At 70.6% G+C, this 9,127-nt stretch carries 11 protein-coding genes; 4 read left to right on the top strand and 7 right to left on the bottom strand.

Going from position 1 to position 9,127, the window contains the following annotated elements:
- Positions 1-372: 372 nt before the first annotated feature.
- Complete coding sequence (locus tag IG75_RS0135155) at positions 373-1,008, bottom strand: NADPH-dependent F420 reductase (RefSeq protein WP_030525647.1); 636 nt, start codon at positions 1,006-1,008, stop codon at positions 373-375.
- A gap of 97 nt (positions 1,009-1,105) precedes the next feature.
- Here IG75_RS0135155 and IG75_RS36870 point away from each other — a divergent pair, with 97 nt between their 5' ends.
- Positions 1,106-1,486 (top strand): winged helix-turn-helix transcriptional regulator, encoded by a 381-nt coding sequence (locus tag IG75_RS36870; protein WP_030526099.1) that lies wholly within the window; start codon positions 1,106-1,108, stop codon positions 1,484-1,486.
- A gap of 18 nt (positions 1,487-1,504) precedes the next feature.
- Here IG75_RS36870 and IG75_RS0135145 read toward each other — a convergent pair whose 3' ends face one another.
- Positions 1,505-2,176: a TetR/AcrR family transcriptional regulator gene (locus tag IG75_RS0135145; protein WP_036516056.1), complete on the bottom strand. Its 672-nt coding sequence runs from the start codon at positions 2,174-2,176 to the stop codon at positions 1,505-1,507.
- Positions 2,177-2,294: 118 nt separating this feature from the next.
- On the opposite strand from IG75_RS0135145, the gene IG75_RS0135140 reads away from it, so the two are divergent.
- Entirely contained in the window at positions 2,295-2,708 is a 414-nt protein-coding gene (locus IG75_RS0135140) for a Dabb family protein (RefSeq protein WP_030525650.1), read from the top strand.
- A gap of 284 nt (positions 2,709-2,992) precedes the next feature.
- Here the strand turns inward: IG75_RS0135140 and IG75_RS39470 are convergent, their stop codons facing one another.
- Positions 2,993-3,157: a hypothetical protein gene (locus IG75_RS39470; protein WP_156059394.1), complete on the bottom strand. Its 165-nt coding sequence runs from the start codon at positions 3,155-3,157 to the stop codon at positions 2,993-2,995.
- A gap of 160 nt (positions 3,158-3,317) precedes the next feature.
- On the opposite strand from IG75_RS39470, the gene IG75_RS0135130 reads away from it, so the two are divergent.
- The gene (locus IG75_RS0135130) at positions 3,318-4,742 is read left to right on the top strand and encodes a DUF2252 domain-containing protein (RefSeq protein WP_030525651.1); all 1,425 of its coding nucleotides are present in this window, start codon (positions 3,318-3,320) and stop codon (positions 4,740-4,742) included.
- A 157-nt stretch (positions 4,743-4,899) separates the two neighbouring features.
- Here IG75_RS0135130 and IG75_RS0135125 read toward each other — a convergent pair whose 3' ends face one another.
- From IG75_RS0135125 to IG75_RS0135110, 4 genes are all read right to left on the bottom strand, one after another.
- Positions 4,900-5,562 carry an O-methyltransferase gene (locus IG75_RS0135125; RefSeq protein ID WP_030525652.1) on the bottom strand — a complete coding sequence of 221 codons (663 nt, stop codon included), beginning with the start codon at positions 5,560-5,562 and terminating at the stop codon, positions 4,900-4,902.
- A gap of 238 nt (positions 5,563-5,800) precedes the next feature.
- Positions 5,801-6,721: an alpha/beta hydrolase gene (locus tag IG75_RS0135120; RefSeq protein WP_030525653.1), complete on the bottom strand. Its 921-nt coding sequence runs from the start codon at positions 6,719-6,721 to the stop codon at positions 5,801-5,803.
- A gap of 120 nt (positions 6,722-6,841) precedes the next feature.
- Positions 6,842-7,132, bottom strand: coding sequence for a hypothetical protein (locus IG75_RS0135115; RefSeq protein ID WP_030525654.1), 291 nt, complete (start codon positions 7,130-7,132; stop codon positions 6,842-6,844).
- Positions 7,113-7,688, bottom strand: coding sequence for an RNA polymerase sigma factor (locus IG75_RS0135110; RefSeq protein WP_030525655.1), 576 nt, complete (start codon positions 7,686-7,688; stop codon positions 7,113-7,115). Before IG75_RS0135110 ends, IG75_RS0135115 begins: the two co-directional genes overlap by 20 nt.
- A 440-nt stretch (positions 7,689-8,128) precedes the next feature.
- Between IG75_RS0135110 and IG75_RS37695 the strand changes: the two genes are divergently transcribed.
- Entirely contained in the window at positions 8,129-9,118 is a 990-nt protein-coding gene (locus IG75_RS37695) for a helix-turn-helix transcriptional regulator (protein ID WP_162183832.1), read from the top strand.
- Positions 9,119-9,127 lie beyond the last annotated feature (9 nt).

The following is a 9,127-nucleotide window of genomic DNA, read 5'->3' as shown; positions in this document are numbered from 1 at the left end:
CGACGTCGGCGGAAAGGTGGGCGGTGGGGCTGGTGGTGGTCATTTCCGGTCCTTCGGGTCGGTCGCGCCGGGTCGGTGGCGCGTTCAACCGATACGACGGCGCACCGCCCCGGAAGTCATCGCCGCTAGAAAATTCCGAGAACCGCCAACGCACTCGCTCGAGCCTTCATGGATGCCGGCGACGACCGGCCGGCGGACTCGCACCAGGGCGGCGAACACGTGGCACGCCGAGCGGTTGAAAGGAGAGAAGCGCCGGCCACCTGTGGAACGGTTCGTCGCCGGACGCGCCGAACAAGGAACTCGACGACCCCGGACGCAGCAACCGCTTCGTTACGCTCGCCCGGGGCGGCGGAGTATGCCTCGTGCCCGCGTTCACGAGCGCACCGGCGGCAGGCCCGGCGCCACGGTCCGCGGGTCGACTCCGGCGAACGCCAGCGTGATGAACAGCCCCGCCACCTCTTCGAGTTGCCGCGCCCGGGCCAGTGGCCCCACCACGGCCGGTTCCGCCCCGGCATCGCGCACCAGCGTTTCGACCACGCGCAGCGCGTCCGGATCGTCCCCGCACAGGACAACGGTCGTCGCCGTACCGGCCACCCCCCACTGCGTGGACGGCACCAGATGGAAACCCTTCACCACCAGGCCACCCGGCGCCGCCGCGGCGATCCGTTCGGCATTCGATCCGCCCGTGGGGCCCAGCACCACACCCACCCCGTGTTCGACCGGGTTGGTCGGGTCGATGATCGGTATCCCCGCCAGACCTCCGCCGCTGCCACCGGCGGCCGCCAGCACCGCCCCCGCCGCGTCCCAGGGCACCGCGAGCAGGACCGCGTCCGCTCCGCGTATCGCCTCCCGGGCCGGAGCCGAGCGGGTCACGCCACCGAGCCGCCGGGCCAGCGCCGCCGCCTTCTCCGGGGACCGTCCCGCGACGGTGACCCGGTGACCCGCCCGAACCCAGCATCCGCCCAGTGCTCCGGCCAGATGACCCGTTCCCAGAATCGCTATCCGCACCCTCGTCTCCTCCGTCGTCGCGAACCTGTGCGAGGGCTACCGTAGGGAGCGGGATACGCACCGATCGGTGCGTACCGGACCGCGATGCTGGTGGGCGATGACCGATTACCACGACCGCTCCGACCCGATCGCCGACTGCCGGCTGCGGGGCGCACTCGACCTGTTCGCCCACACTTGGGACCCGGTGATCCTCGCCGCCCTCGCCGACGGCCCCCGGCGACGAGTCGACTTGCGCACCGGGATCGGCGGCATCCGCGACAAAACGCTCACCGAGGCGCTGCGCCGGCTGCTCAGCCGCGGCCTGATCGCCCGGCGACCCGAGCCGGACGCACCGCCCGCGGTGGAATACCGGCTGACCGAGCTGGGCGTCAGTCTGGTGGACGGGCCGTTGCGCGCCCTGGCCGCCTGGGTGCGCGACCACGGCGACGAACTCCGTGTCCCCGAGGGCGCCGATCCGCCGCTGCGCCGTACCCGCTGACCGTGCGCTCAGCCGGACTCACCGTGGCCCGGGCGGACTCTCCGGTCGGTCGGCGCCGGTTCCGTAGGCCGCCAGGAACGTCCGGACCGCGGCGGTGGCGATCGCCCGGAGTTCGGCGGGCGGGACTTTACGGGTGCCGTGGGCGGACCGGTTCTCCAGCGGACCGGTGAGCAGCGCGAGGAATTGTTCGGCCGCGATGGCGGGGTCGGTGATGCGCAATCTCCCGGACAGCGCGAGCAGGCCCAGGCGGTCGGTGAGCGCGTCCAGTGTCGCGGTCGCCGTGCGCTCACGGACGAGGACCACGAGATCGGGCAGCCGGTTGGCCTGTGCGGCACTGAGCCGGCGCAAGGCGTGCGAGGTATCCCCGGCACAGATGCGCAGCAGCCGCCGGGCCGTATCCTCCAGCGCCGCGGTGAGGTCGGCGCCCGGATTGCGCAGGCGTTCCACGGCGGCCAGGCAGTCGGCGCCCACCCGGTCGGCCGCCGTGACGAGCGCCTCCCGCAGCAGGCTCTCCTTATCGGTCATGTGGTTGTAGACGGTCGGTTTGGCCACCCCGGCTTCGTCGGCGATCTCCCGGACGCAGGCCTTTTCGTAACCCAGCCGGGCGAATACGGCGAAGGCCGCGTCGAGAATCGCCCGCCGCTTATCGATCCGGCCGGAGACCGGGCCGTCCTCCACTCGCGCACGCACGCTCCCATGGTAACGCCCGTCCCACATGATTGAACCTGCCGGTTCAAAAATCCATACCGTTGACAATACCCACACGACCGTTACTCTGATCCCACTGGTTCAATTTCGGAGGTATTCAGTGATAGTCAACATCCTGCGGTTCAGCTTCAAAGACGGTGTCTCACCGGACGAACAGGCCGGGGTACTGGAGCGGATGCGCCGGACCGCGCGCGTCGAATCGGTGGAATTCGGCGTGGTCGGCCGCGATATCGGTGACCCGCGCGACGGTTTCACCCACGCCTACAGCGCCGCGGTCGCCGACCTCGCCGCGCTCGAGCGGTACCTGCACGACCCGGTGCACCTTGCCGGCGATCCGGATATCCTGCCGTATTTCGCCCGCCTGTCCGCGGTCCGCTTCTCCGATGACCCCGACCCCGACCTGACCGCGAAGATCGAAGACCTGCACCTGCAGAAGGTGCGCACCTATCCGGAATGGGGCCGGATGCTGGCCGAGGTCGTGGACGGCACCATCGCCACCGAGGTTCCTTCGTGATTCGCGCCGCGAACACCACGTAGTGGACTGCGCGGACTCGATCCGGCAGCAGCAGCAGCGGCAGCGGCAGCGGCAGCGGCAGCGGCAGCGAGGCGGGTCCACGGACCCGCCGCCCGGTCCGGCCGCCTCGAACCGGGCGGCGGGCGATCAGCGCACGGGAGCCGAATCCTGCGCGCTCTGCCCCACATAGGCCGCCCACAGGGCGCGATAGGCCCCGTCGTCGCGGGCGAGCAGCTCGGTGTGCGTCCCGACCTCCAGCAGCCGGCCGTCGCCGAGTACGACGATCAGATCCGAGTCCGCGGCGGTGGCCAGCCGATGGCGATCAGCGCACGCGCCTGCCAGGTGAGGGTCGCGGGCGAGATCGCGGCATGCCGGGCGATCGCACTGCGCGCCGCCGGCCCCAGCTCCAGTACCGCCCGCAGGACCGACCCCGCGCTGCCGTCCGCCATCGCCGCCACCTCTTCATCACGCGCCGAGCAGAACGCTGGCCACCGGCCGAGACCGCACGCAGAGTTGCACGCACGGTGATCCGAAGCGGGCCGTTCCCACCGGCTCCCTCACCCGGATCGGATGACGACAGACCGGACGCGCCCGTCCTACAGTGCGCCTATGGGCGAACCCCACGCCGATCGAGTCCGGCCCGCTACCGCGTCCCGCGCGGAGCGCATCGAACACGGCGTCCGGCAGCGCGAGCACGTCCCGTTCGCCGCGGTCGCCGCCGTGGCGGCCGCCGATCGTGACCCGCTGGCCCTCCTCGAATCGCAGACGCCGACGCGGGTGCCCGAACTGGTCCCGGTCCGCTACGGCCGGATGGCGGTCTCCGAGTTCTCCTTCTTCCGGGGCGCGGCGCTGGTGATGGCCGACGATCTGTCCCGTTCGCCCGACACCGGTCTGCACACCCAGTTGTGCGGGGACGCCCACCTGAGCAACTTCGGCCTCTACGCCACCCCGGAGCGCCGGCTCGCTTTCGACGTCAACGATTTCGACGAAACCTATCCCGGCCCCTTCGAATGGGATGTGAAGAGACTGGCCGCGAGTCTCGCGGTCGCCGGGCGCGACAACGGCTTCAAGAAGAAGCAGCGGCGCCGGATCACCCGCGCCTGCGTGGCCGAGTACCGCGAGACCATGAGCTACCAGGCCGGACGCGGTGAACTGGCCGTCTGGTACTCGCATATCGACGCGGCGACGGATATGGCCGAGTTACGCGAGGTCCTCGATTCGTCGATGCGTAAACGCGTCCAGAAGACCATCGACAAAGCCTGGGGTCGCGACAGTTTCCAGGCGCTGTCCAAGCTGACCACGCCGTGTGACGGGCAACCGCGCATCGTGAGCATGCCGCCGCTGATCGTCCCGGTGGAGGAGCTCTACTCCGGCGCCGGCGCCGAGACGGTGCACCGGGCCCTGATGCGGCGCCTGGCCGATTATCGCGGCACCCTGCAACCCGACCGCCGTTTCCTGCTCGACCGGTTCGAGTACGTGCACGCGGCGCGCAAGGTGGTCGGGGTGGGCAGTGTGGGCACCCGCACCTGGATCGTCCTGCTGCGCGGACCGGGCGACGAACCATTGTTCCTGCAGGCCAAGGAGGCACAGCCCTCGGTTCTCGCGCGCTATCTCGCCGGCCCCGAATACACGAACCAGGGCGAGCGGGTGGTGAGCGGGCAGCGGCTCATGCAGGCGGCCGGCGATATCTTCCTCGGCTGGCAGCCGCACCCCGGCCCCGACCCCGACGGCGTGACCCGCGATTTCTATATCCGCCAGCTCCGCGACGGCAAGGGTTCGGCGGTGATCGAGACCATGTCCCCCGATCTCATGGCGCTCTACGGGCGACTGTGCGCGCGGGTACTGGCCCAGGCCCACGCTCGCGGCGGTGACCGTTTCGGAATCGCCGGATATCTCGGCTCCGATGACGATTTCGACGGGGCGGTCGCGGATTTCGCCGAGGACTACGCCGATCGCAACGCCCTCGACCACGCCGCGCTGCGCCGCGCGATCGAGGACGGCCGGATCGCCGCGTCTCCGGAACCGGACTCGTGAGAGCCCGACCACACTGCCCAGTGGCGGCCCGGGACGCCACCCCATTCGGACCGGCGGTCCGGCAGCCCGCGCACCCGCCTGCCCTCCCGGGAGCTACCGGCGAAGATCACAGCCGGGCCGGGTGTGGACAGCGGATGGTGCCTCCGCTGTTTCGCGCTCAGTTCACGACCGCGAAGGCGAACCCGTCCCAGCCCTTCGCGCCCACCGTCTGCAACACGGTGGCGTCCAGGCGAGGTTCGTCGGACAGCAATTGCACCAGGTCCCGGCTCGCCCGCACCGCGGGGTCGGTGGCGTTCTCGTCGGCCAGCCGACCCCCGCGCACCACATTGTCGACGACGACCACCGCGCCCGGCCGGGTCAGCCGCAGTGCCCACTGCACGTAATTCGAGTTGTTGACCTTGTCCGCGTCGATGAACACGAGGTCGAACGGCTCGGGTTGTTCCCGGGCGAGCACGGGCAGACTGTCCAGGGCCGCGCCGACCCGGATATCGACGCGGTCGCCGACACCGGCGCGGTCCAGATTCACCCGGGCGACCTCGGCGTGGCGTTCCTCGAATTCCAGCGTCGTCACCCGGCCCTCGGCCCCGACCCCGCGGGCCAGCCACAGTGTGCTGAATCCGCCCAGTGTGCCGATTTCCAGTACCCGCCCGGCCCCGATGGACCGGGCCAGCAGGTAGAGGAATTTGCCCTGGGCCTCGGAGACGTCGATGGCGGGCAGACCCGCGTCCGCGTTGGCCCGCAGCGTCGCGCTCGTCTCGCCGTCACGCGCCAGATGATCCACCACGTACCGGTCCACATCAGCCCAATCCGGTGTGCTCATATCCGCAGTCTGCCACCCTCCCGGCCCGCGCGGTGGACCCACGACCGTGTCCCGGCGCTACCGCACGCCGATCGGCTTCCCGAATCGCCTGCCCCCGACGGCTTCCGGTTCCGCGCGCCGATATCCGGTTCGAGCCCGTCACACTGTGGCCCGACCGTGGGCGGGGATCCATGATGCCCGGCACCGACGGGATACCGAGGGCGCGGGGCGGTACCGCGAGCTGGACGAACGGCCGTACTCACTCGGCTCGGGCGGATCCGCCCAGCGCTGCCGCCAGTGCCGACAGTTGGGCACCCCGGTAGTCACGGGAGACCGGTGCCGCGTGCTCGACCAGGTCGAATCCGTGGTAGGCACCACATACCTCGTGCAGGGTGCAGGGCACCCCCGCGCGGCGCAGCCGGTCTGCGTAGGCGAGATCCTCGGCGTAGAACAGGTCGTGGGTGCCGACCCCGATCCAGGCGGGCGGGAGCCCGGTGAGGTCGTCGTACCGGGCCGGCGCCGCCAAGGGCGGAACCGCTTCGGCGCCGAGTTCACCCAGATAGGACCGCCAGCCGAAACTGTTGCTGCGGCGGCTCCACATACGCAGCCACCGGGCGTCGATATCGGTACGTGCCGCGGTCCGGTCGTCCAACATCGGATACGACAGCAGTTGCAGTACCGGCCGCACCGCACCGCGTTCGCGGGCCAGCAGCGCCAGCGCGGCGGCCAGACCGCCGCCCGCGCTCTCCCCCGCGATCGCGATCCGGTCCCGATCCACCTCGGGCAACCGAGCCAGCCAGCACAAACCCGCGTAGCAGTCCTCGAGCGGCGCCGGATAGGGGTGTTCGGGCGCCAGCCGGTACTCGACCGATACCGCGACCGCACCGACGCGTTCGGCCACGGTCGCGCAGAACCGGTCGCCCATGGCCGCGTTGCCGATGACATATCCCCCGCCGTGCACGAACAGCAGCCCGGGCAGCGGCCCGGACGCCCCGGCGGGCCGGAACACCCGGACCGTCACATTCGCGTCCACCCGCTCGATCGTCCCGTTCGCCGGATGCGCCCGCCCGCCCCGGTCGCTGAGCGCACGGATCACCCGGAGGGTGCGTGGGGACACCACGGTGCGTGGCAGGAAGCGCGCGCGGCGCAGGTCCGGATGGAAACCGATCTCCGACGTCATTGCCGTATCCACTCTCGTCGCCGCACCGGTGCCCTACCCGGTGGCCGTCTCCGCAGCGTACGGGCTGCGGGCCGCCCGCGTGGGAGTTCGCGCCGGCCGTGGCCGCGGGGACGGCGGCGACTATCGCGCGGCGCCTTCCCGGTCGGCGACGGTCAGTGTGCACACGCCGTCCCCGCAGGAGCGTTGTAGCCGGCCGCGCGAAATGGTCTGCACCAGCCCGATCGTCCAGCACATCGGGCAGCCGCGCAGCGCGATCAGGCCGACGGGCAGGAGCACCAGGGAGAGCGGGCCGACGACCGGGATCAGTGCCACCGCGCCGACCAGCGCGCCGAAGCCCACCACACCGCGCACCAGGTGCTCGGCCGGGGAGGCGCTCGCGAAATCCGGACCGTCAGGTGTGGTTCTGCTCATCATGGCCTCCGTCACTCGACTCCGTGGTGGCGCAGAGCGCGTGCCGAACCGCGGCGCGGGCTCGGTGCAGGCGCGATTTCATCGCTGCCGGGCCGATCCCCAGCACCTCGGCGGCCACGCGCCCGCTGTAGCCCTGGATATCGCGCAAGATCAGCACCCGGCGCTGATCAGGAGGCAGGGCGGCGACCGCGGCCGCTACCCGGCCCGCTTCCAGTCGTTGCAGTACCTCGTACTCGGCCGAGGCGGTTACCGCGACATCCGGCACCGGCGTGTACTCGTGCAGCCGTCGCCGCGCGCGTCGCAGGCATTCGTTGCGGACGATGCGGAACATCCACGACGCCAGCGCGCCCGTGGCCCGCAGCATCCCGATCTTCCGGTACAGGATGATCAGGGCCTCCTGCGCCGCGTCCTGGGCGTCCTCCGCGTCGGCGCAGAGAGTCCGGGCGAAACGCTGGATGTTCGGGTGGGCGGCCGACACCACCGCGGCGATCGCGTCGACATCACCGCCCTGCGCGGCGGCGATCAACTGCTCCTCGGGCCAGGTCACCTCAGCCACGACCGGCTCGTTTGCGCCGTAGGACGAACATGCACGTACAGAGCAGTACCAGCCCGCCGGCGATTCCGATACCGATGATCACGACAACCTCCTCTTCCGTCCCGGCGTCTGCCGGGACGTATATGAGAGGCGTGAGCTGTGGAAAAGGATTCGGCCGCGGCGCGAAAACGCCGCGCTTGCGCGAGCGTCGCCGGCCGCACATTCGCGACCACTGCGTTCGCGATCCGATCGATGCGGTGAGCGCGCCGGGCGGTGCGGTCCGGATCCCGGGCCACCCGGCAGAGGCGGTTGTCGACATCGACGATGCGGTCCCGCTGGGGCGAGCGGCCCGCCACCAGCAGATGGCGGCGGTGTAGACGTGAAAATCGCAGGCCGAGAACGTATCTTGTGACCGGAACGCTCCGGAACCGGTCGGGACCAGTATGGTGAGGACGCCGATCGTGTCGGCCGATGGTACGGGCAGGCCGGGTCGGATCGAGGGGATGGTGACCATGCGCTGGTATCAGGTGGCCGCCTGCGGACCCGAATCCTTTTCCGAGCTCGCCGACGGCTTCGTCCCCATGGCACACGAATTCGGCGCCCACGAGGACTGGCACGCCGGACTCACCGGCCAGGAGTCGGTCACCTATGCCCTGCTGCGCTGGGACCAGCACGGGAATCGCCTGTGCCACCGGACCCAGCGCCATATCCGCACATTCCCCGGCGACGACTTCTTCTGGGTCGTCATCCCTGATCGCGGTGAATTCGCAATTCGCTTCCACGACGAGGTGACCCGCGTTCCGCGCGGTCACGCGGTCGTGGCCGGACTGGAGATGCCGTGCCGGCTGCACATTCCCGATTCGGCGGCCTACGCGTTCCAGGTGCCGCGTACCGAGTTCGAGTCCCGGGTCAGGTCGCACGGGCATATGAACGTCGTCCTCGATATGAACCGGGGTCTGGGCCGGGTCGCCGGCGATATGATCCGCGGCGTCCACGCCGAACAGTCACGGCTGAGCGAACGCGAGTTCAACGCGGTCTGTGACCGGGTCACCGAACTGCTGTGCATGATGGCCGTGGGTGAGACCGGCCCGCAGGAGCCCCATCACGCGGAGGTCGCCGAAGGCATCCGGCGATATCTGCGCGAGCACATCGGCTGCTCCGATGTACGCCTGCCCGCGGTGGCGCACGCGCTCGGCTGGTCGCCCCGGCAGCTGCGGGTGGTGCTGCACGAAACCGGGACGACCTTCCGAGACCTGCGCCGCGACGAGGCCCTGCGGGTGGCACGCGAACTCCTGGCCGACCCACGCGCCACCCTGACCATCGCGGAGCTGGCGGCCCGCTGCGGTTTTACCCCCGCCTGGTTCTCGGCCGCGTTCAAGGAGCGGTTCGGCGTGACGCCGCGGGAGTTCCGCCGCAGCAGACGCGCCGAGGCCACCGATTCGCGGGCGTGAACCGCCGAA

Source organism: Nocardia rhamnosiphila NBRC 108938 (assembly GCF_000720425.1).
GTDB classification, from domain to species: domain Bacteria; phylum Actinomycetota; class Actinomycetes; order Mycobacteriales; family Mycobacteriaceae; genus Nocardia; species Nocardia rhamnosiphila.
This window is presented reverse-complemented; position numbering and strand designations above follow the sequence as displayed.